The sequence below is a fragment of the Sphingomonas sp. PAMC 26617 genome (assembly GCF_000242835.1).
Lineage (GTDB): Bacteria > Pseudomonadota > Alphaproteobacteria > Sphingomonadales > Sphingomonadaceae > Sphingomonas.
This window is the reverse complement of sequence record NZ_JH594425.1, coordinates 627,681-654,081: the sequence shown is the minus strand read 5'-3', so window position 1 is coordinate 654,081 and position 26,401 is coordinate 627,681. Positions and strand designations below refer to the sequence as shown.

Below are 26,401 nucleotides of genomic sequence, written 5' to 3'. Positions count from 1 at the left end.
AGAATCCAGATGACGCTGTTCCGTGCGCCGCTAGCACTTCTGTTGGCCGCGACCGCCTGTTCGGGGCAGCCGCAGCAATCCGCCGCCGCGTCGCCCGATGCGGCGGCACCAACCGGCCCGGTGGCGCGACCCGCCACGGCGCCCGTCACCAGCCTGCCCGATGATGCCCCCGACGCGACCGTCCGCAACATCCCCGCGACCACGGGCCGCGCCAACCGGGCCGAAACCGCACCGCCCTTCGCGATGCAGACAATCGGCCAGTTTGAGGACCCGTTCGCGGTCGCGGTGCTGCCCGATGGGTCCGCGCTGGTCACCGAGAAGGCGGGCATGATCAAGCTGCGCCGCGCCGACGGAACGATCGCCGACGTTACCGGTGCGCCCAAGGTGCTGTTCGACAATCAGGGCGGGCTGCTCGATATCGCGCTGGCGCCCGATTTCGCGACGAGCAAGCTGGTCTACATCAGCTATGCCGAGCCGCGCCCCGGCGGGAGCAGCCTCGCGCTCGCGCGCGGGCTGTTCACCGGCACCGCACTGGTGAACCTGCAGGTGTTGTGGCGCGCCGGGTCGGACGGGGTCGGCGGGCAGTTCGGCGCGAACATCCTGTTCGCCCCCGACGGCACGTCGCTCTATCTCTCCTCGGGCGAGCGCCAGCGCTTCACCCCGGCGCAGGACCCCGACCAGGCGATCGGCAAGATCCTCCACCTGACGCTCGACGGCAAGCCCGCCCCGGGGAACCCGCAGGCGTCGGCAGGCGGCGTCCGCGCCGAGACGTTCAGCAGCGGACACCGCAACCCGTACGGCATGGTCTTCGCGCAGGACGGCAAGCTGTGGGAGGTCGAGATGGGGCCGCGCGGCGGCGACGAGCTCAACCTGATCCTGCCGGGGAAGAATTACGGCTGGCCGATCGTTTCCAATGGCGACAATTATTCGGGCAAGCCGATCCCCGATCACCCCAGCCGCCCCGATCTCGAAGCGCCCAGATTGTGGTGGAACCCGTCGATCTCGCCCGGCGGCATGATCTATTATACCGGCGCGATGTTCCCCGAATTCCGCGGCAACCTGCTGATCGGCGCGCTCGGCGGCGAGGCGCTGATCCGCGTTGCGCTGTCCGGCGACACCGCGCGGGTCGAAAACCAGTATAAGATCGGCGAACGCGTCCGCGATGTCGCGCAGGGGCCGGACGGCGCGATCTGGCTGCTCGAGGACGGCGGCAAGCTGGTACGGCTGGCGAAGAAATAGGGCAGCGTGGCGGGACCGTCGCCAATGGATTGACAGCCCGCTCATCCTCCCGGATGACTTGCCCAAGACAGCGCGAAACGCGCGACAAGGGGGCAAGTATGAAGCGGATCGGATTGGCCACGGTGGCGCTGGCCGCCTTGCTGGCGGGCTGCGCGAGCGATGGCGGCGGTCGCCCTGCGAGTGCGTCGGCGAAGGGCGACAAGGCTAGCACCGGCAAGGGCCCCGGCGTCGGCAAGGCGTTCAGCCACGATCCGTTCCCGTCGACCTACAAGCGCTATCCCGGCACCCCGACGCTCGTCACCCACGTCACGATCTTCGACGGCGAGGGCGGGAAGATCGACGACGGTTCGGTGCTGTTCGCCGACGGCAAGATCGTCGCACTCGGCCAGAGCGTCGCGGCACCGGCGGGCGCGACCGTGATCGACGGCACCGGCAAGACGCTGACCCCCGGGATCATCGATATCCACAGCCATCTGGGCGACTATCCCTCGCCCGCGGTCCAGGCCAATTCGGACGGCAACGAAGCGACAGGTCCGGTCACCGCCGACGTCTGGGCGGAGCACAGCGTCTGGCCGCAGGACCCCGGCTTCAGCCGCGCGCTCGTCAACGGCGGGGTCACCACGCTCCAGATCCTCCCCGGTTCGGCGAACCTGATGGGCGGGCGTTCGGTCGTCATCAAGAACGTCTACGCGCGCACCGAACAGGGGATGAAGTTCCCCGGCGCGCCCTATGGCCTCAAGATGGCGTGCGGCGAGAACCCCAAGCGCGTCTACGGCTCCAAGGGCCGCGAGCCCTCGACCCGGATGGGCAACATCGCGGTCGACCGCCAGACCTGGGCGAAGGCGGTCGAGTACAAACGCAAGTGGGACAAATACGAGAAGGACGGCGGCGAGGTCCCCGGACGCGACATCGCGATGGACACGCTCGCGGGGGTGCTGTCGGGCGAGATCCTGATCCAGAACCATTGCTACCGCGCGGACGAAATGGCCGTCGTTATGGATATGGCGAAGGAGTTCGGATACCACGTCTCGGCGTTCCACCACGCGGTCGAAGCTTACAAGATCGCCGACTTGCTCAAGCAGAACGGGACATGCGCGGCGGTCTGGGCGGACTGGTGGGGCTTCAAGATGGAGAGCTACGACGCGATCGGCGAGAATCTCGCGCTGCTCCAGAAGAACGGCGCCTGCGCGATGATTCACTCGGATGACGAGAACGGGATCCAGCGCTTGAACCAGGAAGTCGCCAAGGCGCTCGCCTCCGGGCGGCGCGCGGGGATCGACATTTCGGATGCGGTCGCGTGGGAATGGCTGACCTACAACCCGGCCAAGGCGCTCCACATCGACGACAAGACCGGTAGCCTAAAGCCCGGCAAGATGGCCGACGTCGTGCTGTGGAACGGCAATCCGTTCAGCGTCTACACCCGGCCCGAGAAAGTGTGGATCGACGGTGCGCTGCTCTACGATGCGAATGATCCCAAGCGCCGACCGGTATCCGATTTCGAACTTGGCCAGCCCGGCTCGGGAGACGTGAAGTGAAGCGCCTGCTCCTCCTCTCCGCCGCCATTCTGGCAACCCCGGTCGCCGCGCAGACGGTTGCGATCACCAACGCGAAACTCGTCATCGGGGACGGCTCCGCGCCGATCGAGGGCGGCACCGTGGTCGTTCGCGACGGGCGCGTCGTGGCGGCAGGGCGCGGGGTCGCGGTTCCGGCGGGCGTGTCCGCGGTCGACGCGGGCGGTCGCTGGGTCACGCCCGGGATCGTCGCGGGCTTCACGCGGATGGGGATCATCGAAGTCGACGGCGTCGACGAAACCGCTGACGCGGGCGCGAAGACCAGCCCGTTCCACGCCGCGATCGACATCGCGTCGGCGGTCAATTCCAGCACGAGTTCGATCCCGCTCAACCGCGCCGAGGGCGTGACGCGCGCGATCGTCGCGCCCGACAACGCCGGGTCGATCTTCGCGGGGATGGGCGCGGTGATCGATCTCGGGGCGGACCGGGCACCGGTCACCCGGCCGCGCGCGTTCCAGTTCATGGAATATGGCGTGGACGGCGGGCGCGCCGCCGGGGGCAGTCGCCCCGCCGCGATCGCGATGTTCCGCAACGCGATGGCGCAGGCGAAGGATTTCGCGCGCGACCCCAATCACTATGCCGACCAGGGCAAGGACGCGCTGCTGACCCGCGCTGATGCCGAGGCCCTCGTACCCGTCGCGAACGGCAAAGTGCCGCTGCTCGTCCATGTCGAGCGTGCGTCGGACATGCTCGCGCTGATCGACCTCAAGCGGGATTTTCCCGCGGTGAAGATGGTCTTCGTCGGCGCGGCGGAGGGCTGGATGGTCGCGCCGCAACTGGTGGCGGCGCGCATCCCGGTGATTGCCTCGGCGCTGACCGACCTGCCCAATTCGTTCGATCAGCTCGGCTCGACCCAGTCGAACGTCGGGCGGATGAAGGCGGCGGGCGTGCTCGTCGGACTGGGCACGATCAACGACAATGACGCGCGGCAGGCGCGGCTCGAAAAGCAATATGCAGGCAATCTCGTTGCCTTGACCAAGCTGCCGGGCGCGACCGGGCTCGACTGGAACGCGGCGTTCGCGGCGATCACCTCGGTGCCGGCCGAGGCGATCGGGATGGGCGACGAGATCGGCTCGCTCAAGGCGGGGCGGCGCGGTGACGTCGTGGTGTGGGATGGCGATCCGCTGGAACTGGGGACCGGCGTTGCGGCAGTCTATATCGACGGGGTGAAGCAGCCGCTGCGCACCCGACAGGATGCGTTGCGCGATCGGTATATGGTGCCGCAGGAAGGCGCATTGCCCAAGGCGTACGAGCGGTAGAGCGGCCGATCGAACTTATTCCTGTCTACACTAGCACTTCCCCGGCGGAGGCCGGGGCCCAGTAGCGAAGGTCGCTGTAAGGGGCAGCTATGGAGCTACGCCCGGCCCACGACTGGGCCCCGGCCTTCGCCGGGGAAGAATTTCTGCCGAATTCACTCCGCGTCGTGAAACACCGCAGGCCGTTTCTGGATGTTCGCCGCGACCTGCTCCATCATCGCGGGCTTGCCGATCACCGCGACCTGCTCGGCGGTCTCCGCCGCGAGCAACGTCCGCGCATCCGCATCGAACGCCATGTTGCACAACCGCTTCGCCCCGCGGATCGCATTGGGGCTCTTCGCCGCGATCTGATGCGCCAGCTCGAGCGCGGCGGCGTGCGGCGCATGCGCGATCCGCGTGACGAAGCCGTAGCGGAGCGCTTCCTCCGCATCGAACTCGCGTGACGTATAGACCAGCTCGCGCAGCACGTCGTCGCGCACCAGCCCGCGCCAGATCGGGAACCCCGCCATGTCGGGCACCAGTCCCCAGTAACTCTCGCGGATCGCGAAGCGCGTCCCCGGCGCGGCGATCCTGATGTCCGCCCCGGACATGATCTGGAACCCGCCGCCGAACGCGACCCCGTGCACCGCCGCGATCACCGGCATCGGCAGGTTGCGCCAGCCCCACGTCACGTGCTGCGGCAGGATGCTGCCCTGGTCGTTGCGGTCGACCGTGCTGAGGCCGGAGCCGCCCCCCGCCATGCTCGTCATGTCGAGCCCTGCGCAGAACGCCTTGCCCTCGCCCGACAGGACGACGCAGCGGACGTCCTTGCGCGTGTGGAGCGAGTCGATCGCCGCGCCGATCCCTTCGAACATCGCAGGGTCGATCGCGTTCATCTTGTCGGCGCGAGTCAGCCGCACGTCCGCGACGTGATCGGTCACGGTGATCGAAACCCGGTCGTTCATGCAATCCTCCATCAGACGATCCGGCTGCCCGTCTCGCCCCAATACTGGTCGCGCAGCAGCCGTTTGTACAATTTGCCCGTCGCATGCCGCGGCAATTCCGCGGTGAAATCGATCTGGCGCGGCGTCTTCACCCCCGACAGTTCGGCGCGGCACCAGGCGATCAGTTCGGCGGCAAGCGCCGCCCCCGCTTCGTCCATGTCGACCGGCTGGACCACCGCGACGACGCGCTCGCCCATCTCGGCATCGGGCGCGCCGATCACCGCGACGTCGGCGACGCGCGGGTGGGTGATCAGCCGGTTCTCGATTTCCTGCGGGTAGATGTTGACGCCGCCCGAGATGATCATGAAGCTCTTGCGATCGGTGAGGTACAGATAGCCGTCCGCGTCGATCCGCCCGATATCGCCGAGCGTCGACCAGCCGAACGCGTTGCGCGCCTCGGCGGTCTTTTCGGGATCGTTGTGATATTCGAACGCGCCGCCGCCCTCGAAATAGATCAGCCCTTCCTCGCCCGCCGCGACCTCCGCGCCATCCTCGCCGCAGACGTGGAGCACGCCGTACGCCGCCTTGCCGACCGACCCGCGATGCGCGAGCCATTCGGTCGAGGCGATCGTGGTGAGGCCATTGCCCTCCGACCCGGCATAATATTCGAACAGCACCGGCCCCCACCAGTCGATCATCGCTTCCTTGACCGGCACCGGGCACGGGGCGGCGGCATGGATCGCGACCTTGAGGCTCGACAGGTCGTGCCGCGCGCGTGCTTGCGGATCGAGCTTGAGCAGTCGGACGAAATGCGTCGGCACCCATTGGCTCGCGGTGACGCGGTAGCGTTCGATCGCGGCCAGCGCGGCTTCGGGCTCGAAATGCGCCATCATCACGACGGTGCCGCCGAGCCGCTGGACCGTCATCGACCAGCGCAACGGGGCGGCATGGTAGAGCGGCGCGGGGCTGAGGTAGATGCTGTCCGGGCCAAGCCCGTAGAGTCCGCGCGCGAGCATTTCGAGCACGGTGGTCGCGGCGATGTCGGGGTCTTCCGGCAGCGCGACACGGACGCCCTTGGGGCGGCCGGTGGTGCCCGAGGAGTAGAGCATGTCGATCCCGGCGCGTTCGTCGGGGATCGGGTCGGCGGGCATCGTGGCCACCGCGGCGTCCCAGTCCTGCCAGCCGGGAATGACACCACCGACCGCGAAGCGCTGAAGCTCGGGCGCGACGTGTTCGGCGACCGACGCAAGCCCCGCGGACGCCACGACCAGCTTCGTGCCCGAATCCGCGAGGATGTAGCGCACTTCCGGCGCGGTCAGCTTGGTCGAGATGCAGACGAAGAACAGCCCGCCGCGCTGCGCGCCCCAGGCAATGTCGTAGAATTGCGGGGTGTTTTCGCAGAACAGCGCAATCGTGTCTCCGGCTCGCAGGCCATGCGCGCGGAACAGGTGCGCGGCGCGGTTGGCGCGCTGGTCGAGCTCGGCGAAGCTGATCGTCTCACCGGTTTCGGCGACGATCAGCGCAGGCTTGCCCGGATCACTCCGCGCGTGGACGCATGGATGCGACATTCGCCAGCCCCTCCCCTGTAGATTCGTTTTCTTTTGCAACGGGAAGCTAGCGCGGGACGAAGCGCGCGGCAACGGGGCGTTTTCCGGGGGGGCCGCCTTCGAGCTGCTTCCCCGGCGAAGGCCGGGGCCCAGTAGTGAGACAGAAGAGCCTTAAGCGCTGCGCTTCTTTACCCCGGCCATCTCTACTGGGCCCCGGCCTTCGCCGGGGAAGGACTTTGGTGGAAGGTGTGGCGGCAAAGTACCCGCTCACACGCACAAACGGCCGATCCCGAAGGACCCGCCGCTCGTGAATTAGCAAGAAACCAGCAAGCCTCAGCCAGCAGCAGGCGAACGCCGTCCGCCGCCGCCGCCAGCCGGGCGACCACCGCCCGCCGGACGGCCACTGCCACCCGGACGACCACCACCGGCCGGACGACCAGCGCCCGCAGGACGGCCAGCGCCACCCGCCGGACGGCCTGCGCCGCCAGCGTTATACGGACGGCTGCCACCAGCAGGACGCTCGCCGGTCGGGCGCGCGGTATGCGTTGCGCGCGGCGGCGCACGGTGACGACCGCTCTCGTCGCGCGGACGATCGCTGACGTCAGACCCCGCCGGGCGGGCCGCCTTGATGCGGGCCGCTTCGGCCATGAAGCCCTCGGGGAGCTTGACCATGTCGGGCTTGACGCGCGTCAGCTTCTCGATGTCGCGCAGGTAGCTCCGCTCGTCATCGGCGCAGAAGCTGATCGCGATGCCCGATGCGCCAGCGCGTGCGGTGCGGCCGATGCGGTGGACGTACTGCTCCGCCACGTTGGGCAGCTCGAAGTTGAACACGTGGCTGACGCCCGAAACGTCGATCCCGCGCGCCGCGATGTCGGTCGCGACCAGAACCTTGACCTTGCCGGTCTTGAACTCGCCGAGCGCGCGCTCGCGCTGCGGCTGGCTCTTGTTGCCGTGGATCGCGTTGGCAGGAATGCCGTTCGCGCCCAGCAGCTTCACGACGCGGTCCGCGCCATGCTTGGTCCGCGTGAAGACGAGGCAACGCTCGATCGCGCCGTCCGCCAGCAGCATCGTCAGCAGCGCCTGCTTCTCGCCCTGGTTGACGAAATAGACATACTGCTCGACGCGCTCGGCCGTGCTCGACACGGGCGCGACCTTTACGGTCGCGGGATCGTTGAGGAACTGGTCGGCAAGCTCGCGGATCGCGTTCGGCATGGTGGCCGAGAAGAACAGCGTCTGGCGCACGCGCGGCAGCATCTTTACGATCTTGCGCAGTGCGTGGATGAAGCCGAGGTCGAGCATCTGGTCGGCTTCGTCGAGCACGAGGATCTCGAGCATCGCGAGGCTGACCATGCGCTGCTCGATCAGATCGAGCAGACGGCCCGGCGTGGCGACGAGGATATCGACGCCGCGGCTCATGTCCTGGCGGTTCTTGTTGATGCTGGTCCCGCCGAACACCGTCGCGACGGTCATCTTCGAGAACTTCGCGTAATCGCGCGCGCTATCGGCGATCTGGCTGGCGAGTTCGCGCGTCGGCGCGAGCACCAGCATGCGGCAATGCGTCGGCAGGACGCGCTTGTCGGCGGCGACGAGGCGCTGGATCGACGGCAGCACGAATGCGGCGGTCTTGCCGGTGCCGGTCTGCGCGATGCCGAGCAGATCGCGGCCTTCGAGCAGCATCGGGATCGACTGTGCCTGGATCGGGGTGGGGGAGGTATAGCCCTTTGCTTCGAGCGCGCGGACGAGCGGCTCGGCAAGGCCGAGATGGGCGAAAGACATGAAAGTATATTCCATTGCATGTGCCATGGACGCACGTCTTTGGACGCACGGATGGCGGGGGGAGGATTGACACCCCGCGTGAAAAGGGAAGTCCGTTTGATAACGACCGAGGCGGAGCTGGGACGATAAAGTCCGATCACGCTGCATGACGCTTCGATGGCCGCCATATGGCCGAGGCGGGGGCGGAAGTCAAGGTGGGGTGCGGCGCGGGGAGACAGCCGTCACCCCGACGGAGGCCGGGGCCGTCGTGTTTGTGTCCCGCCGTTGCCGTAAAACGGGGCCGCCCGGGCCTTTGCGAGACCCCTGCATAAAGATAGTCGTAGGTTTGGTCGTCACCCCTCGCCCCAAAGGCAGCCGTCATGCTGAACGTGTTTCAGCATCCACCGCGCAGCAAGCATAGTCCGGACTCGCGGAGGGCTGGATCCTGAAACAAGTTCAGGATGACGGGCGGTTTTGCAGACCTCTCGCCGCAGACCTCTCGCTTTTGTTGGGGTGACGGGCGTATCGATCACCCGACCCGGTTCGCCTCCAGCCCTGCCCGGAAATCATCCGGCAGCGTGGTCAGCCCGCCACTCGCGCTCATCACGATCACGACGTCGCAGGTCGCAACGCACACGCCTTTCTGGAACGCCGCCGACAAGATCTGCCAGCTACGATTGCCGATCTCGCCGATCCCGGTCGCTATCTCGACGTCATCGGGGAAATACGCCTCGGCAAGATAATTGACCTCGACTCGCGCGACCAGCCAGCGATGCCCCGACCAGCCCGAAAGCTCGAGCGCGCGGTTGAACCGCACGCGCGCGCTCTCGAACAGCGCTGCCATCGCGACATTGTTGATATGGCCGAGAACATCGAGGTCCTGGAACCGCGTCTGGATCGTAGTGGTGTGCGGATAGTGCGCGGGGTCCTGCCGCGCCGGATCGGGCCGTCCCATTCAGCGCGGCGCCATCCGGATCGCGCCGTCGAGCCGCACGTCCTCACCGTTGAAATAGCTGTTCTCGACCATCGCGAGCGCGAGCTTGGCATATTCCTCGGGCTTGCCCAGTCGCTTGGGGAAGGGAACCGAGGCGGCGAGATTGTCCTTCACCTGCTGCGGCGCGCCCTGCATCAATGGCGTCTCGAAGATGCCGGGAAGGATCGTGTTGACGCGAATCCCCTCCCCCATCAGGTCGCGCGCGATCGGAAGCGTCATCCCGACGACACCGCCCTTGGACGCGGAATAGGCGGCCTGGCCGATCTGCCCGTCCTCGGCAGCGACGCTCGCGGTCATCACGATTGCCCCGCGCTCGCCGTCTTCACCCGGCGAAAGCGTCAGCATCCCTGCCGCCGACTTGGCGACGCAGCGGAACGTGCCGACGAGGTTGATCTGAATGAGCCAGTCGAAGGCGGCGAGGCTGAAATGCTTGATGCTGCCATCTTCCTTCGAGCGGCTCGCGGTCTTAATCGCATTGCCGGTGCCCGCGCAGCAGATGAGGATCGATTCCTGCCCGTGCGCCGCGCGCGCCTTGGCGAAGCCTGCGTCGACCGAGTCTTCGGACGTGACGTTCACTTCGCAGAACGTGCCGCCGATCTCCGCGGCAATCGCTTCGCCCTTCTCCGCCTGCATGTCGAAGATCGCGACCTTGACGCCCTTGGCGGCGAGCGCGCGCGCGGTGGCGGCACCGAGGCCGGACGCGCCGCCGGTGACGACGGCGGCAGTGGTGGAGTCTAGATTCATGGTGTTTCCTCCCGAGGAACAAGAACGCCCCTCCCCTTCAGGGGAGGGGATGGGGGTGGGGGGTGCCTCGCAGAGACCAGCGCCTGACGATACGTCCCACCCCGACCCCTCCCCTGAAGGGGAGGGGTCAAGTCGGATCAAAGCCGCTCGATGATCGTGACGTTGGCGATCCCGCCGCCTTCGCACATCGTCTGCAAGCCATAGCGCTCGCCCGAGGCGTGCAACGCATGGACCAGGGTCGCCATCAGCTTCGTGCCCGACGCTCCCAGCGGATGCCCCAAGGCGATAGCGCCGCCGTTGACGTTGAGCCGCGCATGGTCCGCGCCGGTATGCTTGAGCCACGCGAGCGGCACCGGAGCGAACGCCTCGTTGACCTCGTACAGGTCGATATCCTCGATCTTCATCCCCGAGCGCTGCAACGCGCGGTCGGTCGCGAACAGCGGTTCCTCGAGCATGATCACCGGGTCTCCGCCGGTAACCGTCAGGTTGACGATCCGCGCGAGCGGGGTCAGCCCGTGTTCCTTCAACGCGCGCTCGCTGACGATCATTACCGCCGACGCGCCGTCGCAGATCTGGCTGGCGTTGGCGGCGCTGATGTTGCCGCCTTCCTGCAACAGCTTGACCGCGCCGATGCTCTCCAGCGTCGCGTCCGCGCGGATGCCCTCGTCGGTGCGATGGCTGATGATGCCGTCGGGCGTCTCGACGTCGAGCGCGAGGATCTCCCTGTCGAACGCCCCCCGCTCGGTCGCGGCGGCGGCGCGGCGATGGCTTTCGACTGCGAAGGTGTCGAGCTGCTCGCGGGTGAAGCCGTGCTTCTTGACGATCATCTCCGCGCCCATGAACTGGCTGAACATGATGCCCGGGTATTTTTCCTCGAGCAGCGGCGACTTGTAGTTGCCGAGCCCCTCTTTCATGAACAGCGTCGCGGTGGTGCCCATCGGGACGCGAGTCATGCTCTCGACGCCTGCCGCGATCACGATGTCCTGCGTCCCCGACATTACCGCCTGCGCCGCGAACTGCATTGCCTGTTGCGAGGAGCCGCACTGCCGGTCGATCGACACCGCGGGGACGCTGTCGGGGAGGTTCTTCGCCGCGAGCACCGCGTTGCGGCCGACCTGCCCCGCCTGCTGCCCGCCCTGCATCACGCAACCCATGATCACGTCGTCGACCGCCGCGCCGTCGATCCCGGTGCGTTCAACGATCGCGTCGAGCACCGATGCCGCCAGGTCGACCGGATGCCAGCCGGCAAGCTTTCCGCCCCGCTTGCCGCCAGCGGTGCGCACTGCGTCCACGATATAGGCCTCGGCCATGCTCGACTCTCCATAAGGGTTGTATTTTGCAACTGTCTTGCCCTGAATGGTGGCGGCGGGCAAGAGTGCGGTTGCATACCCAAGGCTCGAAAGGATATTCCATGACCGTCAGCGAGGCGATTGCGGCGCGGCGCTCGGTACGCGGGTTCCTGCCGACGCCGATCGACCCGGACGTGCTGCGCGGGATCGTCACCAAGGCCGCGCGGGCGGCGACCGGTGGCAATCTCCAGCCGTGGCACATCGACCTGTTGACCGGCGCGCCGCTCGTCGCGCTGAAGGAGACGATCGCCGCGAAACTGTGGCGCGGCGAGAGCGAGGAACCCGCCTACGCCATCTACCCGACCGACCTCGTCGCGCCCTATCGTGACCGGCGTTTCGCGGTCGGCGAGGCGCTGTACGGCGAACTTGGTATCCCGCGCGCGGACAAGGCGGCGCGGCGGCTGTGGTTCGCGCGCAACTTCCAGTTCTTCGGTGCGCCCGCCGCGCTGTTCTGCAGCGTCGACCGGCGGATGGGGCCGCCGCAATGGTCCGACCTCGGCATGTATCTGCAGAACGTGATGCTGCTCGCGGTGGAGGCGGGGTTGGCGACGTGCGCGCAGGAATGCTGGGCGATGTATCCCGAGACGGTCGGTGCGGCGATCGGTATTCCGGCGGAGCGGATGCTGTTCTGCGGGATGGCGATCGGCGTGGAGGACCCCGCCGATCCCGCGAACGCGCTGCGGACCGAGCGGGCCGATGTGACGGAGTGGTTGACGATCCGGAACTGACGGGGCGAGGCGGAGGGGGCGGCGGGGCCGGCCGCTTCACCCCGGCCCCCTCACCCCGGCCGCGGCATCTTGAACAGCGCGTCCGCGCCGATCTCGAAATAATCCGCCGGGCCGCCCCCGCGCAGGATCGGATGCGCCGCCGCGGTCTGATAGGCGCCGTCGGCGATCAGCGCCGGCGCGATGTGGATGCCGATTACTTCGCCGAGGATCATCCACTGGTCGAGCTCGCGGCCGTCGGTGGTCTTCAGCCGCAGCGTCTGGGTGTGGCGGCATTCGAACGCGACCGGGCTCGCCGCGACGCGCGGCGGTTTGACCAGCCGCGACGGCACCGTCGCAAGCTTTGCCAGGTCGAACTCGTCGACCTCCGGCCCCACCGTCGCCGCGCTCGCATTCATCGCATCGGCGAGATCGCGCGTGACGAGGTTCCACACGAACTCGCCGGTCGCGGTGATGTTGGCGGCGCTGTCCTTCCACCCCATCGATGCGAAGCCGATGATCGGCGGGCGATAATTGAACAGGTTGAAGAAGCTGTACGGCGCCAGGTTACGCGTCCCGTCCTCCGCCAGCGTGCTGATCCAGCCGATCGGGCGCGGCGCGACGATCGCATTCAGGGGGTCGTGGTCGAGCCCTGGGACGCCCGCATGGCCATCGCGCGGCTCGTAGAACAGAAGGTCGGACATGGAATTATCCTCGGATGCGGTTAGCGGTGGGCGACGGCGGGGATCGGGGATAGGTGTAACCATTCCCGGCGAAGGCTCGAATAGGTACCTGCATGACCGACGCAACCCGCTCCCCCGACATTCCGCTGCAAGGGTCGGCCACGCCGATCTATCGGCATCGCCTCACAACGCGGATCTGGCATTGGGTGTCCGCGATCACGGTTTTCATCATGATCGGCAGCGGGCTGACGATCCTCAACGCGCATCCGCACCTTTATTGGGGGCAGTTCGGCGCGAATTCGGATCATCCCTGGCTCAATACCCCGCATGTGCCATCGTTCCTGACGATCCCGGCCGGCTATAATCTCGCGGTCGCGCGGCGCTGGCATCTGCTGTTCGCGCTGGTGCTCGGGTTCGGGCTGCTGTTCTACATGGTCGCGAGCCTGATCAACCGGCATTTCCAGCGCGACCTGGCGATCCGCGCGCGCGAACTCGCGCCAGCGCATCTGTGGTATGACGCCAAGGAACATGCCGCGCTGCGCTTCCACGACCCCAGGCAGCCCAACGCGCGCAACATCTTCCAGAGGCTCGCCTACGTGCTGGCGATCTTCATCCTGTTGCCCGCGATGATCCTGTCCGGGCTGGCGCTGTCGCCGGGCATGGATGCCGCGTGGCCGTGGCTGCTCGACCTGATGGGCGGGCGCGCGTCGGCGCGCTCGGTGCATTTCATCGCGATGGTGGGGGTGGTGCTGTTCATCATCGTTCACCTCGCGCTCGTCATCCTGGCGGGGGCATGGCCCGAGACACGCTCGATGATTACCGGCTGGTGGCGAATCCCCGGCCACGACAAGCGCGAGGACGCAGCATGAGCAGCCTGATCACCCGTCGCGCCCTGGTGACGACCGCCGCGCTCGGCTCCGGGGCCTTGCTCGCCGGGTGCGACCCCATCGCCGATATCCCGGCGGCGCGCAAGATCCTGTTCTCGGGCGAGAAGCTCAACATGGGGTTGCAGCGCACGCTGTCGAACCGGCACAGCCTCGCGCCCGAATATCGCGCCGACCAGATGTCGCCGTTCTTCCGCACCAACGGCACCAGCAACCCCGGCACCCCCGAATATGCCGCGATGGTCGCGGACAAGTTCGCAAGCTGGCGGCTCAAGGTCGGCGGCCTCGTCACGCGGCCGCTCGCGATCTCGCACCAGCAACTGATGGCGATGCCCGCGCGCACCCAGATCACGCGCCACGACTGCGTCGAGGGCTGGAGCGCGATCGGCAAGTGGCACGGCCCGATGCTCGGCAACGTGCTCAAGGCGGCGGGGGTGAAGGATAGCGCGCGCTATGTCGTGTTCACCTGTGCCGACCTCTATTCGGGCGCGCACTACTATGAATCGATCGACCTGATCGACGCGTTCCACCCGCAGACGATCCTGGCGTGGGGGATGAACGACCAGCTGCTCGACGTTGGCCACGGTGCGCCGGTGCGGTTGCGGCTCGAGCGCCAGCTTGGCTACAAGCAGGCCAAATACGTCATGGCGATCGATGCGGTGGCCTCGCTTGCGGGCATCGGGCTCGGCAAGGGCGGCTATTGGGAGGATAATGTCGATTACGATTGGTATGCAGGCATTTGACGCGTTAGTGGGCCGCACATGGCCCTTATCGATTTGTTTCTCGCCAAGCGCGTCCAGCGCGGCACCCTCACCGTACACCACGCCGATGGCAAGACCGTCCGCTTCGGAACGCCCGATGCACGCTTCCCGGATGTAACGATTCGCTTCACCGATGCGGGGGCAGCGGCGGCGATCGTCCGCGATCCCGGGCTCGGCGCGGGCGAAGCGTATATGAAGGGCCGGCTCGTGGTCGAGGAGGGCGACGTGCGCGACCTCGTCCGGTTGCTGACGGCGAACGACCCGTGGGAAGCGGGCGCGAACGGCCTCGCCGCTTCGCCGATGCGCCGCGCGATCCAGGCGGTGACGCACCGGATCGAGCGCGTGAACATGGCGCGCCGCTCGAAGCGCAACGTCGCGCACCATTACGACTTGTCCGACCGCCTCTACGATCTCTTCCTCGATTCCGACCGCCAGTATAGCTGTGCGTATTACACCAACCCCGGCAACAGCCTCGAGCAGGCGCAAAGCGACAAGAAGGCGCATATCGCCGCAAAGCTCGCGCTCGAACCGGGGATGACGGTGCTCGACATCGGTTGCGGCTGGGGCGGGATGGCGCTGTACCTCCACCAGCATACCGGCGCGGACGTGCTCGGCGTCACGCTGTCCGAGGAACAGCTCAAGGTCGCGCGGCGGCGCGCGCAGGAGGCGGGGGTCGCCGATCGCGTCAAGTTCGAGCTGATCGACTATCGCCACCTGACCGGTACGTTCGACCGGATCGTCTCGGTCGGCATGTTCGAACATGTCGGCCCGGCGCATTACAAGACGTTCTTCCGCCAGTGCCGCGACTTGCTGACCGAAGACGGCGTGATGCTGCTCCACACGATCGGGCGCGCGGGCGGGCCGGGCGTCACCGACAAATGGACGACCAAGTACATCTTCCCCGGCGGGTACAACCCGGCGCTGTCGGAGATCATCTCGGCGAACGAAGGCCTGCGCTTCATGGTCACCGACGTCGAGGTGCTGCGGCTGCATTACGGCTATACGCTCGACGACTGGTACGATCGCACCGTCGCGGCGCGCGAGCAGATCATCGCGCTGTATGACGAGCCGTTCTACCGGATGTGGCAATTCTATCTGGCGGGGGCGGGGGCGGCGTTCCACTTCGGCGGGATGGTCAACTATCAGATCCAGTTCGCCAAGAACCGCCACGTCCTGCCGATCACGCGCGATTACATGATCGAGAGCGAGCGCGCTTTTCGCGGCTAGCCCGTTGCACCCTGTCGCCCCCTCGCATAGGGGGCAGCCGAACACGAAGGATCCTGCCCGTGACTGACAAAATCAACCGCGTCGTCCTTGCTTATTCGGGCGGGCTCGACACCAGCGTCATCCTCAAGTGGCTGCAGCAGACCTACCAGTGCGAGGTCGTCACCTTCACCGCCGATCTCGGGCAGGGCGAGGAGCTCGAGCCCGCGCGGCGCAAGGCGCAGCAGGCCGGCGTCAAGCCCGAGCACATCTTCATCGACGATTTGCGCGAAGAGTTCGTCAAGGATTACGTCTTTCCGATGATGCGCGCGAACGCGCTGTACGAGGGGCTGTACCTGCTCGGCACGTCGATCGCGCGGCCGCTGATCGCCAAGCGTCAGATCGAGATCGCGCGGATGGTCGGCGCAGATGCGGTCAGCCACGGCGCGACCGGCAAGGGCAATGATCAGGTCCGCTTCGAGCTCGGCTATTACGCGCTCGCCCCCGACATCAAGGTGATCGCGCCGTGGCGCGAGTGGGACCTCACCAGCCGCACCCGGCTGATCGAATGGGCCGAGCAGCACCAGATCGAGATCCCGCACAACAAGCGCGGCGAGGCCCCGTTCTCGACCGACGCGAACATGCTCCACACCTCGTCGGAAGGGCTCGTGCTCGAGAATCCGTGGGACGAGGTGCCCGACTATGTCTACTCGCGCACGGTCAATCCCGAGGACGCGCCCGACCAGCCGGAGACGATCACGATCGATTTCGAACGCGGCGACGGTGTCGCGCTCAACGGCGTGGGCATGTCGCCTGCGACGTTGCTTGAAGCGCTGAACGAACTGGGCCGCAAGCATGGCATCGGGCGGCTCGACCTGGTCGAGAATCGCTTCGTCGGCATGAAGTCGCGCGGCATGTACGAGACGCCGGGCGGCACGATCTATCACCTCGCGCATCGCGGGATCGAGCAGATCACGCTTGATCGTGGCGCTGCGCATCTCAAGGACGAGCTGATGCCGCGCTACGCGGAGCTGCTCTACAACGGCTTCTGGTTCTCGCCCGAGCGCGAGATGCTTCAGGCCGCGATCGACCACAGCCAGGCGAAGGTCGAGGGGACCGTCCGGCTCAAGCTGTACAAGGGGTCGGTCAACGTCACCGGCCGCAAGTCGCCGCAGTCGCTGTATTCGGAAAAGGTCGTCACGTTCGAGGACGACCAGGGCGCGTATGATCAGCGCGATGCCGCCGGGTTCATCAAGCTCAACGCGCTGCGGTTGCGGTTGCTCGGGCGGCGGGATCGGTAAGCCCTGAGTACAATGCCACTTCCCCGGCGAAGGCCGGGGCCCAGTAGTGAAGGTTGATGTCATCTGGGCACAGCGCCCGCTTACGACCGGCCCGCTACTGGGCCCCGGCCTGCGCCGGGGAAGGGCTAAGGGTTAGGGTAAAAGTCCGGGGCCGGCCCCTCTAGGGCAGGGCCGACCCCGTATCCCCCGATACGCTACACGGGGGAAACTGGTGAAACCGTCAGCCGATCAGCGGCAATAGCCCGGGCGGCCATCACGATCGATCGCGCGCCCGGCGAGCGCACCGCCGCCTGCGCCAAGCACCGTGCCGAGCGTCCGGTCGCCGCGCCCTGCGACGACGTTGCCAAGCAGGCCACCCGCGATCGCGCCGATGATCGTGCCGCTGTCGCCGCTGCGGCACCGGTTGCGCGACGTGTTGTAATAGCGCCGGTCGTTATAGCCGCGATCGTCATAGCCACGCCGGTCGTCGCGATATCCGCCGCCACGATAGCCGTCGCCGCGATATCCGCCGCCGCGATAGCCGTCATCGCGGTTGTAGCCATCGCGATACGCCTGGTCATACGCATAGCCATCGCCACGGTCGTAATAGCGCTGGGCGCTCGCGGGGGTTGCAGCCAGACCGGAGACGGCAATCGCCATCGTCGTCGTAGCGAGCATGAGCTTCTTGAACATCGTCGTCTCCCTCTCGGTGTGCATTCCGATGATGCCCTTATGATCGATTCGGGGTGAGACGAGCCTGAATGGGCCTGTTAGCGCGTGTTCATCCACGAAAGGCGGTTGCGCGATGCCGGGCGGTCCCGCAGGGCCTGTCGGTGCGCTTCCTCATCTGTGCCTCGCTCTTCGTGCTGCTGGTCCCCGAATGGAGCGGCAAGGCGCGGATTTCCCTGCTCGGGCCCGATCCCGCCTTCACGGTCGCGCGCGTCCCGCTCGACGAGTCGAACCCGGCGCGGACCCGGGTCGGCGATCTCGTCTATCTCGGGGGCGTTCGGCTCAGGAGCGACGACTCGCAGTTCGGCGGCTTCTCGTCGCTCGCGGTGGCGGGGGATCGCTTCACGCTGCTCAGCGACAGCGGTGACATCGTGCGATTCGCGCTCGGCCGCAACTGGCAGGTGCATGACCGCAGCTATGCCGAATTGCCCGATGGCCCCGGGACCGGCTGGGAGAAGGCCGACCGCGACAGCGAATCGATGAGCGTCGATCCCCGCACCGGCGCGATCTGGGTCGGGTTCGAGAATGCCAACGCCTTCTGGCGCTACGATTCGACCTTTCGCACCGCGCAGGCGCATGTCGCGCCGCCGGTGATGCACCATTGGCCGCTGAACAAGGGGCCTGAAGCGATGATGCTGCTGCCCGGCGGCGGGATGGTGACGATCGGCGAGCAGGACCGGTGGCCCGGGGGGAAGGGGCGCGGCGGGGTCGTGTTCGCGGGCGACCCGAGCGTCCATCCGCGGCGCGGCTTCCGCTTCGACTATATCCCGCCCGAGGGCAGCAGCCCGAGCGACATGACGTTGCTGCCCGACGGGCGCTGGCTGATCCTCAACCGGCGCTTCGCGTGGTTCCGCTTCTCGAACGTGCTGACGATCGTCGACCCGGCCGACGTCAAGCCGGGCGCAACCGTGCGCGGCCACGACATCGCGACGCTCGAATCACCGCTGATCCACGACAATTTCGAGGGTGTTGCCGCAACGCAAGAAGGCCGCGCCACCGTCATCTGGCTCGTCTCGGACGATAACCAGTTGCCGGTGCAGCGCAGCCTGCTGCTGAAGTTCAGACTGGATCCAGTCGCCCGCGGCGACCGGACCTGAGGCTTACGCCGCAGGTGCCTGCGCAGCGACGAGCTTCTTGGCGACGTCGCGCTTGAGGCGACGGCAGCGCAGCGACAGCTTGTCGTTGGTCGTCTTGACCAGCCAGTTGTCGAGACCGCCGACATGCTCGACCGAGCGCAGGCCGTGTGCCGAGACGCGCAGCTTGACGCTGGTGCCGAGGGCATCCGACATGAGCGTCACGTTCTGCAGGTTCGGCAGAAACGTCCGCTTGGTCTTGTTGTTCGCGTGGGAAACGTTGTTACCCACCATCCGGCCCTTGCCGGTCAGTTCGCAAATGCGCGACATCGTGAATTCCTGAATGTCCGGTGGGGCCCGTGACGAACCCCTAGAAGGGGGCGCGCTTACCCAAAGCATCCGGCCCCGTCAACCGATTCAGCCTTTTTCCCGTAACAATCAACTGTCGTTGGCAGGCCGGATCGGGGGGTATGCAACCTTCCGCAAACACGCGGCGTTTGATTACGGTAACGATCTGACTGCACGGACTAAGGGGATATTTGGGATGCGTTTTCTATTGGCTCTGGTGGGGATCGCAGCCCTTGTCGTCGTGGCGCTGGTGTCGCTCGGCATGCTCAAGATCGATACGAGCGCGGGCTCGCTGCCGTCGATCAACGTCGCTGGCGGCAAGGCCCCCGAGGTCGATGCCAAGATGGCGACGGTCGAATTCGGCACCGCGAACAAGTCGGTCGAGGTCCCGACCGTCGGCACCACCACCAAGACGGTCTCGGTTCCGACCGTGCGAATCAACAAGCCCGTCGACGCCAACGGCAACACCGTCACCACGCAATAAGCGCGGCTGGTCCGGGAGCACGGGTTCGGGCATGACCCGGTCATGTCGATAGCGTCCCTGTTGCTTCCGCCGCCGATGCGCGCCGCGCTCGATGCTGCCGCCGCGGCGGCGGAGGCGGGCGAGGTGCCGGTCGGCGCGGTGGTGATGCGGCACGGCGTCGTGATCGCGACGGCTGCGAATGCACCGCGCGCGCTGCACGATCCGACCGCCCACGCCGAGATGCTCGCGATTCGCGCGGCGGCGGCGGCGGTCGGGGACGATCGGCTCGGGGAGTGCGACCTGTGGGTGACGCTCGAGCCCTGCGCGATGTGTGCAGGCGCGATTGCGCATGCGCGGATAGCGCGGCTCTACTACGGTGCGAGCGATCCGAAGGGCGGTGCGGTCGAACATGGTCCGCGGTTGTTTGCGCAGCCCACGATTCATCACCGGCCGGAAATCTTCCCCGGCATCGGCGAAGGCGAAGCGGCGGCGTTGCTGCGCGGTTTCTTCGCCGGACGGCGCTGACCGACGCTTCCGCCGGGCGCCGCAGGACGATCTATTCAAGGCGCACCGTCAGGACGGCGGTTGTGCAATTCCCCGAATCGCGCAAAGGACGTGTTGCGCCATGCACCCACTCCCTCCCTTTCCCTGGATCGACGTCGCGATCATCTTCGCGCTCATCCTGCTCAACGGTGTCTTCGCCATGTCGGAGCTCGCCATCGTGTCCTCGCGCAAGGCGCGGCTCGAGGCGATGGCGCGCAGCGGCAAGCGCGGCGCGCGGACCGCGATCACGCTCGCGGCGGACCCGGGCAAGTTCCTGTCGACGACGCAGATCGGGATCACGCTGATCGGCATCCTGTCGGGCGCCTATTCGGGCGCGAGCCTCGGCGGACCGGTCGGCGCGCGGCTGACCGCGCTCGGCCTGAGCGCGGAGCTTGGCCAGACGATGGGCTTCGCCGTGGTGATCGGGATCACGACCTATGCCTCCCTGGTGGTCGGCGAGCTCGTCCCCAAACAGATTGCGCTGCGCGCGCCCGAGCCGATCGCCGCGACCATGGCTGCACCGTTGCTGTGGCTCGCCTGGGCGACCGCGCCGGTCGTGTGGCTGCTCGATTCGTCCTCGGGGCTGCTGTTCCGGCTGATGCGGCTCAAGCGCGAGACCGAGGAGCATGTCACCGCCGAGGAACTCCACCTGATCGTCGCCGAGGCGTCCAAGTCGGGCGTGATCGAGGAGCACGAGCGCTCGATCATCTCGGGCGTGGTGCGGCTGGCGGATCGCCCGGTGCGCGAGGTGATGACGCCGCGCACCGACATCGAATGGATCGACGCGACGCTCGACGAGGCGGGGATTCGCGCCGCACTGATGACCGCGTCGCACAGCCGGCTGCCGGTGACCGAGGGCTCGGTCGATACCGTCATCGGCGTGGTGCAGGCGCGCGACATTGCGGTGGCGCTGTTCAAGGGGCTCCCGCTCGACGTCCGCGCACTGATGCGGCAGGCGCCGGTCGTGCTCGACCAGATCGACGCGATGGATGCGCTCGACGCGTTGCGGCAGGCCGAAGTGCCGATGGCGCTGATCCACGACGAATACGGGCATTTCGAGGGGATCGTGACCCCCGCCGATCTGCTCGCGGCGATCGCGGGCGAATTCGCGTCGGATACCGATCCCGAGGAAGCGCCCTCGGTCGTGACGCGCGACGACGGGTCGTTGCTGGTCGCGGGGCAGATGGCGGTCGATGCTTTGGCCGAGCGGCTCGGGATCGACCTGCCCGAGGACCGCGATTACGCGACCGTCGCCGGGCTTGCGCTTGCCGTATTCCGCCATCTGCCGGGCGAGGGCGAAAGCTTCGTCGAACAGGGCTGGAAGTTCGAGGTGGTCGATCTCGACGGGCGGCGGATCGACAAGTTGCTGGTGCGCGAGGCAAGGTAGCTTCGTAGCTTGGAGGCATCTCGCTTCCCCGGCGGAGGCCGGGGCCCAGTCGCGGGACGGTCCTGGCGAATGCCTTGCTTAATGCCACAGGCCACTTCTACTGGGCCCCGGCCTTCGCCGGGGAAGCCGTTTTTGGTAGAGTGCCAGCCACAAGACCGCCGCAGCCCGCGCGCGACGGCGGATACCGGGACACGCCCGGAAGAAAGCCTTACCCGCCCAATTTCCCGAACTGCGCCTCATAGCCCGCGCGGTCGCCGGCGCTCAGCAATCTGGCCTGTTCGATCCAGCGGTCGCGCGTCATCCGCCCGCGGAATGCGCCGAGCTTGGCATCGAGTGTCTCGGCGTCCGAAGGGGTGAGCGCCGCGATCTGCTCGACCCGCGTGATCCCCTGTTCGGCCAGCGTCGCGGCGAGCTTGGGGCCGAGCCCCTTGATCTGCGTAAGCGTGCTCGCAGCGGGGGCAGGTGCCGCGGGCGGAGCGGCGGCAGGGGCAGGGGCAGGGGCAGGGGCAGGTTCGGGCGTGGCCGTCGCGGGGGCGGCGCCGGAAACGGGCCGGTCCTCCGGAATGCGCGGGGCGACTGGCACCTGGCGATCGGTGTCTTGCGCAGGACGTTCGGGAACGTCTGCGGACATGGTCGCCACCTGCGTCCCGTCCGCCGATACGCTCGGTTCGTGGGTCGCGCCATGCGCCTCGGCCACCTCGAAATTTTTCTCGACCTGCTTTTCCGCATTCTTGCGGCGGCGGGCGAGCATGCTGCCCCAGATGATCGTCGCTACCGCGGCGATGGCGAGCACCACCATCAACGCGACGTGAACCGTCGTGATCGGCAGCATGAAGTCGATCGCCTGGTTCGGATTTTCGGGCGAGGCAGCCATCGGATACTCCTAAATCGATTGCGCGGTCCTAGCGCAGCGCATCCGCCCCCGTCGCGCGCTAATTAACCCTTGTTGTCCGCGCGCGCGATTTCGCGCCAGCCGATGTCGCGGCGACAGAAACCGGTCGGGAAGTCGACCGCATCGACCCCGCGATACGCCGCGTCACGTGCCACGCCGATCGTGTCGCCCAGCGCGGTCACCGCGAGCACGCGCCCGCCCGAGGCGACGATGCCCCCGTCAGCCTGTCGAGTCCCCGCCTGGAAGACGCGCGCGCCGGTCGCTTCGGCGTTGGCGATGCCGTGGATCGCTCCGCCTGCCTCGGGCGTGCCGGGATAGCCGTTTGCGGCGAGCACCACCGTCAGCGCCACCGCGTCGCGCCACTGCGCCACGCCGTGGTCGGCCAGCGTGCCCTGCGCGACCGCAAGCAGGATCGGCACCAGATCGGACTCGAGCCGCGCCATCAGCACCTGGCATTCGGGGTCGCCGAAGCGCGCGTTATATTCGATCAGCTTGGGGCCGTCCGCGGTGAGCATCAGCCCGGCGTAGAGCACTCCCGAGAACGGGGTCCCCGCCGCCGCCATCGCCGCGACCGTCGGCCGCACGATCTCGTCGAGTGCGCGCGCCTCCAGCTCGGGAGTCAGCACGCGCGCCGGGCTATAGGCCCCCATCCCGCCGGTATTGGGGCCGCTGTCACCCTCGCCGACGCGCTTATGGTCCTGCGCGGAGCCGAACGGGAGGATCGCGGTGCCGTCCGTCAGCACGAACAGGCTCGCTTCCTCGCCGTCGAGGAATTCCTCGATCACCGCTTCGCCACCGGGTTCGGCGAACAGGTCGCCCAGCGCCGCCTCGGCCTCGCCGAGCGTCGCCGCGACCGTCACGCCCTTGCCCGCCGCAAGCCCGTCCGCCTTGACTACGACCGGCAGAAGGAAGCCGCCGAGCGAAGCGAGCCCCTCGTCGAGCGTCTTGACATGGACGTAGCGCGCGGTCGGGATATGCGCGGCGTCGCACACCGCCTTGGTGAACGCCTTCGAGCCTTCGAGCTGCGCCGCCGCCGCGTTCGGCCCGAACACCGCGAGACCCGCCGCGCGGAGCGAATCGCCGAGACCGTCGACCAGCGGCGCTTCCGGGCCGATCACGACGAGGCCGACCGCGTTCGTCGCGCAAAAGGCGACGGTCGCCGCATGATCGCGCACGTCGAGCCCGACGAGCGTCGCGTGTTCCGCAATCCCCGGGTTGCCCGGCGCGGCAAAGAGCGTATCGCACAGCGGCGACATCGCGAGCTTCCAGGCCAGCGCGTGTTCGCGACCACCCGATCCGATCAGTAGGATATTCATGTCGGACCCTCTTTTTGACGCCGCGGCCCGCCTCCTAGCGGGGGACGCTCCCGCCGACAACGCCACGCCGACCGCCACAGCATCGGGCAATTCGGTGATGAGCGTCGGCGAGTTCGCCGGCAAGCTCAAGCGCGCGGTCGAAAGCGAGTTCGGCAGCGTCCGGCTGCGCGGCGAAATCTCGGGGTACAAGCGCGTCGCGTCGGGGCATGCGTATCTGAGCCTTAAGGACGACAGCGCGGTGCTCGATGGCGTGATCTGGAAGGGGCAGGTCGCCGCCCTGGGTTTCCAGCCGCAGGACGGCGCGGAAGTGATCGTCTCCGGGCGGATCACCACCTATCCGGGCCGCTCGAAATATCAGATCATCATCGACCGCATGGAATTGGCAGGCGAGGGCGCGCTGATGGCGCTGCTCGAGAAATTGAAGGCCAAGCTCGCCGCCGAGGGGCTGTTCTCGGCCGATCGCAAGCGTCCGCTCCCGTTCATGCCGCGGACGATCGGCGTGGTCACCTCGCCGACCGGTGCGGTGATCCGCGACATTCTCCACCGGCTGGAGGATCGCTGTCCGACGCACGTGCTGGTGTGGCCGGTCAAGGTACAGGGCGCAGGCGCTGCCGAAGAAGTCGCCGCCGCGATCCGCGGGTTCGACGCGATGCCGCCCGAGACGCGCCCCGACCTCGTCATCGTCGCGCGCGGTGGCGGGTCGATCGAGGATCTGTGGGCGTTCAACGAGGAAGTCGTCGTCCGCGCACTCGCGGCGTGCACGATCCCGACGATCTCGGCGGTCGGGCACGAGACCGACACCACGCTCGCCGATTTCGCTGCGGACCGGCGCGCGCCCACGCCGACCGCCGCCGCCGAGATCGCGGTGCCGGTGCTCGCGGACCTGCGGCTGACGATCGCGGGATACGGCCAGCGCACCGAGAAATGCGCGCGGCGCTATCACGAACGCGGGCGCGAGCGGCTGACCGCCCTGGTCCGCGTGCTGCCGCGTCGCGACGCGTTGCTCGGCCCGCAGCGGCAGCGCGCGGACGACATCGGCGCGCGGCTCGACCGTGGCCTCGAACGCCGCGTGACGCTCGCGCGCGGGCAGCTCGATCGCTCGGCGGGCGCGCTCCGCCTCGCGACGCTCGAACGCCAGCTCGAACGCGCGCGCGATCGCACCGCGGCGGCGTGGCGGCTGGTCCAGTCGCTCGGGCCGAACAGCATTCTCGACCGTGGCTATGCATTCGTTTCGGCGCGGGTCGGGGGTGCGGTCGTCGGCTCGGCGGCGGCGGCGCGCGCGGCGGGGGCCGTGACGCTCCATTTCCGCGACGGCGAGGTCGATGCCAAGGTTGAGCGTGGCGGGGGCAAGGGGTATGCTGGTCCATCCGGCGACCAGCCGACCCTGCTGTAATTCTCGTTCGAAAGCCCCAGCCGATGCTCATGTCCAACACCGATCGCGCGGCGCGGCTGCACTTCATGGCGAACGGCTTTCGCGTGCTCAACCCGGGCGATCATGTCGTCTGCGCGGTCTCGGGCGCGCGGATCGCGCTCGACGACCTGCGCTACTGGAGCGTCGCGCGGCAGGAAGCCTATGCCACCGCGGCGCTCGCGACCCAGGCGATGGGCGGCGAAACTGCCGCATAAGCCTGCGTGGGTCGGCCATGTTCTGGCCGGTCTGGTCGTGATCGGACTCGGCGGTTGCGCCACCGTTCCGGCCATACCGCAGCGTCCCGACGCTGCTCCGATCTCTGCCCGTTCCGAAGCGCCGCCGCGTCCCGCCGGACGGACACAGTTCAGCTATTCGGGGAGCATGACGCAAGGCGGGCTGGTGATCGGCACCGCACCCGCCCATACCCGCGACCTCCTGTTCGACACCGCGATCGTTCCCGTCGCCGCCGACGGCCGCTTCCTCATCGCGTTCGACCGGGACGCGCCCCCGGTCGCAACCCTCGCCGCGACGCTCGACGACGGGCGGGTGATCCGCGACACGCTGACGGTCTCGCCCCGCGCGTGGGACATCTCACGGCTGACGACGCTCCCCAAGATCCCGCTGCCGCAACCCGAATTCGACCGCCTCCGCCCCGCCGAGCTCGCGCAGATCGCCGCCGCGCGGCGGATCGTGACCGATGCGCAAGGCTGGCGGCAGGCGTTCGTCTGGCCGACCACCGGTCGGATCTCGACGCTGTTCGGATCGCAGCGCATCTATCGCAACGGCGAGGCGGGTTCGTATCACTCGGGCCTCGACGTCGCCAAACCGATCGGCTCGGAAGTCGTGGCGCCGGCCGATGGCGTGGTGATCCTGGCCGCGGACCATCCCTTCACGCTCGAGGGGAATCTGCTGATGATCGACCATGGCAACGGGCTCAACAGCGCCTTCCTCCACCTGTCCGAAATCGGCGTGCGCGTGGGCGATCACGTCCGGCGCGGGCAGCGAGTCGCAGTGTCCGGCGCAACGGGACGCGCGACCGGTCCGCACCTCCACTGGAGCCTGCGCTGGCGTGATGCAAAGATCGACCCGTTGCTCGTTACGGGGCCGATGCCTAACGTTATGTGATCGCTACCTTTGCCGCGACGCAACATTAAATGGCGCGAATCTCGGGATTTGAACCAAAATAAGCCTTAGGCCCTTTTCGGCCATTATGTGACCAAAATGCTACACAGCCGCCGTAAAGTTGGCACAGTCTGAGAAGGCTGCTTTACAGCGCTGCAAACTCCGTCAAATTTTCCCCATGAGCGTCCTAGGGTCCAATGATCCGCGGACGCTTGGCCATGCCC

General features: G+C 67.5%; 26 protein-coding genes. 15 read left to right on the top strand and 11 right to left on the bottom strand.

Annotated elements, in window-relative coordinates:
• Positions 1–9: 9 nt before the first annotated feature.
• The 3 genes from RH91_RS02665 (at position 10) to RH91_RS02655 (ending at position 4,069) form a co-directional block, all read left to right on the top strand.
• Positions 10–1,239, top strand: coding sequence for a PQQ-dependent sugar dehydrogenase (locus tag RH91_RS02665; RefSeq protein WP_010160971.1), 1,230 nt, complete (start codon positions 10–12; stop codon positions 1,237–1,239).
• 98 nt (positions 1,240–1,337) lie between these two features.
• Positions 1,338–2,774, top strand: coding sequence for an amidohydrolase (locus RH91_RS02660; protein ID WP_010160970.1), 1,437 nt, complete (start codon positions 1,338–1,340; stop codon positions 2,772–2,774).
• Positions 2,771–4,069, top strand: a complete 1,299-nt coding sequence (locus RH91_RS02655; RefSeq protein WP_010160968.1) for an amidohydrolase family protein — start codon at positions 2,771–2,773, stop codon at positions 4,067–4,069. Before RH91_RS02660 ends, RH91_RS02655 begins: the two co-directional genes overlap by 4 nt.
• 152 nt (positions 4,070–4,221) lie before the next feature.
• Here RH91_RS02655 and RH91_RS02650 read toward each other — a convergent pair whose 3' ends face one another.
• The 6 genes from RH91_RS02650 to RH91_RS02625 all read right to left on the bottom strand — a co-directional run bounded on the left by RH91_RS02650 (position 4,222) and on the right by RH91_RS02625 (position 11,339).
• A complete protein-coding gene (locus RH91_RS02650) occupies positions 4,222–5,010 on the bottom strand; it encodes a crotonase/enoyl-CoA hydratase family protein (RefSeq protein WP_029623551.1) in 789 nt (262 codons plus the stop codon).
• 11 nt (positions 5,011–5,021) lie between these two features.
• Positions 5,022–6,557 carry an acyl-CoA synthetase gene (locus RH91_RS02645; protein WP_010160966.1) on the bottom strand — a complete coding sequence of 512 codons (1,536 nt, stop codon included), beginning with the start codon at positions 6,555–6,557 and terminating at the stop codon, positions 5,022–5,024.
• Between the two features lie 312 nt (positions 6,558–6,869).
• Positions 6,870–8,312: a DEAD/DEAH box helicase gene (locus tag RH91_RS02640; RefSeq protein WP_037479082.1), complete on the bottom strand. Its 1,443-nt coding sequence runs from the start codon at positions 8,310–8,312 to the stop codon at positions 6,870–6,872.
• Between the two features lie 508 nt (positions 8,313–8,820).
• Positions 8,821–9,246, bottom strand: a complete 426-nt coding sequence (locus RH91_RS02635) for an acyl-CoA thioesterase (RefSeq protein ID WP_010160964.1) — start codon at positions 9,244–9,246, stop codon at positions 8,821–8,823.
• Complete coding sequence (locus RH91_RS02630; RefSeq protein WP_010160963.1) at positions 9,247–10,029, bottom strand: SDR family NAD(P)-dependent oxidoreductase; 783 nt, start codon at positions 10,027–10,029, stop codon at positions 9,247–9,249.
• 137 nt (positions 10,030–10,166) lie between these two features.
• Entirely contained in the window at positions 10,167–11,339 is a 1,173-nt protein-coding gene (locus RH91_RS02625) for an acetyl-CoA C-acetyltransferase (protein WP_010160962.1), read from the bottom strand.
• Positions 11,340–11,440: 101 nt separating this feature from the next.
• Here RH91_RS02625 and RH91_RS02620 point away from each other — a divergent pair, with 101 nt between their 5' ends.
• Positions 11,441–12,106, top strand: a complete 666-nt coding sequence (locus tag RH91_RS02620) for a nitroreductase (RefSeq protein ID WP_010160961.1) — start codon at positions 11,441–11,443, stop codon at positions 12,104–12,106.
• A gap of 50 nt (positions 12,107–12,156) precedes the next feature.
• Here RH91_RS02620 and RH91_RS02615 read toward each other — a convergent pair whose 3' ends face one another.
• Complete coding sequence (locus RH91_RS02615; protein WP_010160959.1) at positions 12,157–12,786, bottom strand: flavin reductase family protein; 630 nt, start codon at positions 12,784–12,786, stop codon at positions 12,157–12,159.
• Between the two features lie 92 nt (positions 12,787–12,878).
• Here RH91_RS02615 and RH91_RS02610 point away from each other — a divergent pair, with 92 nt between their 5' ends.
• Genes RH91_RS02610 through RH91_RS02595 form a run of 4 tightly spaced genes read left to right on the top strand, consistent with a single transcriptional unit; the run spans position 12,879 to position 16,914 of the window.
• Positions 12,879–13,634, top strand: a complete 756-nt coding sequence (locus RH91_RS02610; protein ID WP_010160958.1) for a cytochrome b/b6 domain-containing protein — start codon at positions 12,879–12,881, stop codon at positions 13,632–13,634.
• Positions 13,631–14,392 (top strand): molybdopterin-dependent oxidoreductase, encoded by a 762-nt coding sequence (locus RH91_RS02605; RefSeq protein WP_010160957.1) that lies wholly within the window; start codon positions 13,631–13,633, stop codon positions 14,390–14,392. Before RH91_RS02610 ends, RH91_RS02605 begins: the two co-directional genes overlap by 4 nt.
• Positions 14,393–14,410: 18 nt before the next feature.
• Complete coding sequence (locus RH91_RS02600) at positions 14,411–15,637, top strand: SAM-dependent methyltransferase (protein ID WP_010160956.1); 1,227 nt, start codon at positions 14,411–14,413, stop codon at positions 15,635–15,637.
• A gap of 59 nt (positions 15,638–15,696) precedes the next feature.
• Positions 15,697–16,914: an argininosuccinate synthase gene (locus RH91_RS02595; protein ID WP_010160955.1), complete on the top strand. Its 1,218-nt coding sequence runs from the start codon at positions 15,697–15,699 to the stop codon at positions 16,912–16,914.
• A gap of 228 nt (positions 16,915–17,142) precedes the next feature.
• Here RH91_RS02595 and RH91_RS02590 read toward each other — a convergent pair whose 3' ends face one another.
• Positions 17,143–17,586, bottom strand: coding sequence for a glycine zipper 2TM domain-containing protein (locus tag RH91_RS02590; RefSeq protein WP_029623549.1), 444 nt, complete (start codon positions 17,584–17,586; stop codon positions 17,143–17,145).
• 140 nt (positions 17,587–17,726) lie between these two features.
• Here RH91_RS02590 and RH91_RS02585 point away from each other — a divergent pair, with 140 nt between their 5' ends.
• The gene (locus tag RH91_RS02585; protein ID WP_232283392.1) at positions 17,727–18,719 is read left to right on the top strand and encodes an esterase-like activity of phytase family protein; all 993 of its coding nucleotides are present in this window, start codon (positions 17,727–17,729) and stop codon (positions 18,717–18,719) included.
• Between the two features lie 3 nt (positions 18,720–18,722).
• On the opposite strand, the gene rpmB is transcribed toward RH91_RS02585, so the two are convergent.
• Positions 18,723–19,025, bottom strand: a complete 303-nt coding sequence (gene rpmB / locus RH91_RS02580; RefSeq protein WP_010160951.1) for a 50S ribosomal protein L28 — start codon at positions 19,023–19,025, stop codon at positions 18,723–18,725.
• A 214-nt stretch (positions 19,026–19,239) separates the two neighbouring features.
• Between rpmB and RH91_RS02575 the strand changes: the two genes are divergently transcribed.
• The 3 genes from RH91_RS02575 to RH91_RS02565 all read left to right on the top strand — a co-directional run bounded on the left by RH91_RS02575 (position 19,240) and on the right by RH91_RS02565 (position 21,436).
• Positions 19,240–19,527, top strand: a complete 288-nt coding sequence (locus RH91_RS02575) for a hypothetical protein (protein WP_037478485.1) — start codon at positions 19,240–19,242, stop codon at positions 19,525–19,527.
• A 75-nt stretch (positions 19,528–19,602) separates the two neighbouring features.
• On the top strand, positions 19,603–20,031 hold the full coding sequence (locus RH91_RS02570; protein WP_029623546.1) for a nucleoside deaminase: 429 nt from the start codon (positions 19,603–19,605) through the stop codon (positions 20,029–20,031).
• Positions 20,032–20,131: 100 nt separating this feature from the next.
• On the top strand, positions 20,132–21,436 hold the full coding sequence (locus tag RH91_RS02565; RefSeq protein WP_010160948.1) for a hemolysin family protein: 1,305 nt from the start codon (positions 20,132–20,134) through the stop codon (positions 21,434–21,436).
• 208 nt (positions 21,437–21,644) lie between these two features.
• Here the strand turns inward: RH91_RS02565 and RH91_RS02560 are convergent, their stop codons facing one another.
• Together RH91_RS02560 and purD are read right to left on the bottom strand one after the other, a co-directional pair.
• On the bottom strand, positions 21,645–22,310 hold the full coding sequence (locus tag RH91_RS02560; RefSeq protein ID WP_010160947.1) for a helix-hairpin-helix domain-containing protein: 666 nt from the start codon (positions 22,308–22,310) through the stop codon (positions 21,645–21,647).
• A 62-nt stretch (positions 22,311–22,372) separates the two neighbouring features.
• Positions 22,373–23,644 (bottom strand): phosphoribosylamine--glycine ligase, encoded by a 1,272-nt coding sequence (gene purD, locus RH91_RS02555; RefSeq protein ID WP_010160946.1) that lies wholly within the window; start codon positions 23,642–23,644, stop codon positions 22,373–22,375.
• Between purD and xseA the strand changes: the two genes are divergently transcribed.
• The 3 genes from xseA (at position 23,643) to RH91_RS02540 (ending at position 26,180) form a co-directional block, all read left to right on the top strand.
• Entirely contained in the window at positions 23,643–25,037 is a 1,395-nt protein-coding gene (gene xseA / locus RH91_RS02550; protein ID WP_029623545.1) for an exodeoxyribonuclease VII large subunit, read from the top strand. The two genes, purD and xseA, sit on opposite strands and share 2 nt — an antisense overlap.
• 23 nt (positions 25,038–25,060) lie before the next feature.
• A complete protein-coding gene (locus RH91_RS02545) occupies positions 25,061–25,270 on the top strand; it encodes a DUF2093 domain-containing protein (RefSeq protein WP_010160944.1) in 210 nt (69 codons plus the stop codon).
• A gap of 166 nt (positions 25,271–25,436) precedes the next feature.
• Complete coding sequence (locus RH91_RS02540; protein WP_010160943.1) at positions 25,437–26,180, top strand: M23 family metallopeptidase; 744 nt, start codon at positions 25,437–25,439, stop codon at positions 26,178–26,180.
• Positions 26,181–26,401 lie beyond the last annotated feature (221 nt).

Coding starts and splice junctions, on each gene's coding strand:
- purD (WP_010160946.1), bottom strand. CDS start 23,644: ATGAATATCCTACTGATCGGATCGGGTGGTCGCGAACACGCGCTGGCC.
- RH91_RS02565 (WP_010160948.1), top strand. CDS start 20,132: ATGCACCCACTCCCTCCCTTTCCCTGGATCGACGTCGCGATCATCTTC.
- RH91_RS02615 (WP_010160959.1), bottom strand. CDS start 12,786: ATGTCCGACCTTCTGTTCTACGAGCCGCGCGATGGCCATGCGGGCGTC.
- RH91_RS02635 (WP_010160964.1), bottom strand. CDS start 9,246: ATGGGACGGCCCGATCCGGCGCGGCAGGACCCCGCGCACTATCCGCAC.
- RH91_RS02540 (WP_010160943.1), top strand. CDS start 25,437: ATGACGCAAGGCGGGCTGGTGATCGGCACCGCACCCGCCCATACCCGC.
- RH91_RS02665 (WP_010160971.1), top strand. CDS start 10: ATGACGCTGTTCCGTGCGCCGCTAGCACTTCTGTTGGCCGCGACCGCC.
- RH91_RS02610 (WP_010160958.1), top strand. CDS start 12,879: ATGACCGACGCAACCCGCTCCCCCGACATTCCGCTGCAAGGGTCGGCC.
- rpmB (WP_010160951.1), bottom strand. CDS start 19,025: ATGTCGCGCATTTGCGAACTGACCGGCAAGGGCCGGATGGTGGGTAAC.
- RH91_RS02545 (WP_010160944.1), top strand. CDS start 25,061: ATGCTCATGTCCAACACCGATCGCGCGGCGCGGCTGCACTTCATGGCG.
- RH91_RS02620 (WP_010160961.1), top strand. CDS start 11,441: ATGACCGTCAGCGAGGCGATTGCGGCGCGGCGCTCGGTACGCGGGTTC.
- xseA (WP_029623545.1), top strand. CDS start 23,643: ATGTCGGACCCTCTTTTTGACGCCGCGGCCCGCCTCCTAGCGGGGGAC.
- RH91_RS02570 (WP_029623546.1), top strand. CDS start 19,603: ATGCGCGCCGCGCTCGATGCTGCCGCCGCGGCGGCGGAGGCGGGCGAG.
- RH91_RS02600 (WP_010160956.1), top strand. CDS start 14,411: ATGGCCCTTATCGATTTGTTTCTCGCCAAGCGCGTCCAGCGCGGCACC.
- RH91_RS02590 (WP_029623549.1), bottom strand. CDS start 17,586: ATGTTCAAGAAGCTCATGCTCGCTACGACGACGATGGCGATTGCCGTC.
- RH91_RS02645 (WP_010160966.1), bottom strand. CDS start 6,557: ATGTCGCATCCATGCGTCCACGCGCGGAGTGATCCGGGCAAGCCTGCG.
- RH91_RS02605 (WP_010160957.1), top strand. CDS start 13,631: ATGAGCAGCCTGATCACCCGTCGCGCCCTGGTGACGACCGCCGCGCTC.
- RH91_RS02660 (WP_010160970.1), top strand. CDS start 1,338: ATGAAGCGGATCGGATTGGCCACGGTGGCGCTGGCCGCCTTGCTGGCG.
- RH91_RS02640 (WP_037479082.1), bottom strand. CDS start 8,312: ATGTCTTTCGCCCATCTCGGCCTTGCCGAGCCGCTCGTCCGCGCGCTC.
- RH91_RS02575 (WP_037478485.1), top strand. CDS start 19,240: ATGCGTTTTCTATTGGCTCTGGTGGGGATCGCAGCCCTTGTCGTCGTG.
- RH91_RS02560 (WP_010160947.1), bottom strand. CDS start 22,310: ATGGCTGCCTCGCCCGAAAATCCGAACCAGGCGATCGACTTCATGCTG.
- RH91_RS02630 (WP_010160963.1), bottom strand. CDS start 10,029: ATGAATCTAGACTCCACCACTGCCGCCGTCGTCACCGGCGGCGCGTCC.
- RH91_RS02650 (WP_029623551.1), bottom strand. CDS start 5,010: ATGAACGACCGGGTTTCGATCACCGTGACCGATCACGTCGCGGACGTG.
- RH91_RS02625 (WP_010160962.1), bottom strand. CDS start 11,339: ATGGCCGAGGCCTATATCGTGGACGCAGTGCGCACCGCTGGCGGCAAG.